Raw genomic sequence first — 223 nt, forward strand, 5'->3', positions numbered from 1 at the left:
AGCCGAGGCGCTTCTGCAGGGGCTGGCGCAGCAGATAGGCCGGATGCAGGGTCGGCATCGCCCGGATCTCGCGGCCGTCCTCGGCCTGGTAGGTGTACCAGCGCCCCCGGGTGCGCAGGATTCCGTCCTTCAGGCCGAGCAGGTTCTGGGCTGCGGGGCCGCCGAGGCACAGAAGAAATTCGGGAGAGGCCAGCTCGATCTGCCGCGCGATGAACGGCTTGCA

General features: G+C 69.1%; 1 protein-coding gene. It reads right to left on the bottom strand.

The window, feature by feature from the left end; genetic code table 11:
• Positions 1-223, bottom strand: a 223-nt coding sequence (locus E4K09_RS00005) for a uracil-DNA glycosylase family protein (protein ID WP_280177429.1), incomplete at both ends; no start/stop codon positions are given.

Origin of the sequence: Microvirga pakistanensis, assembly GCF_004458765.1 — a bacterium.
Lineage (GTDB): Bacteria > Pseudomonadota > Alphaproteobacteria > Rhizobiales > Beijerinckiaceae > Microvirga > Microvirga pakistanensis.